General features: G+C 65.4%; 1 protein-coding gene. It reads left to right on the plus strand.

The window, feature by feature from the left end; genetic code table 11:
* Window positions 1-16 precede the first annotated feature (16 nt).
* Window positions 17-382: site-specific integrase (locus tag JHD64_RS21275; protein ID WP_199055624.1), on the plus strand; the 366-nt coding region annotated here is incomplete at its 3' end.

The following is a 382-nucleotide window of genomic DNA, read 5'->3' on the forward strand; positions in this document are numbered from 1 at the left end:
GTCAGAAGGAGACGGGATGACCACCGACGAACTCTGGCAGCAGTTCTTTTTCCACCTCCAGGCCAAACGCCGCACCAAGGCTACCCTGCGGTACTACGCCACCACCCGGACCTCGTTTGGGCGGTTCGTGCAGGAGGGCGGCCTTCCGCAGGAAGCAGAAGCCCTCACGGTGCAGCACCTGCGGGCCTTCCTGCGGAAGCTGGAGGCCGATGGCCTCGCCCCTGGGGGCGTACACGCTCATGCCCGGGCTCTGCGGGCATTGCTGACCTGGGCGTATAGGGAAGAGCTGTTGAGCACCAACCCTGTGAAGCGCCTGGAGATGCCTACAGTGGACCGGCAGCGCCTTCCTGCGGTCTCGGGGGAGCAGGTCCAGCTTCTGCTC

The organism is Aquitalea sp. ASV15 (assembly GCF_016429115.1).
In the GTDB taxonomy this organism is placed as follows: domain Bacteria; phylum Pseudomonadota; class Gammaproteobacteria; order Burkholderiales; family Chromobacteriaceae; genus Aquitalea; species Aquitalea magnusonii.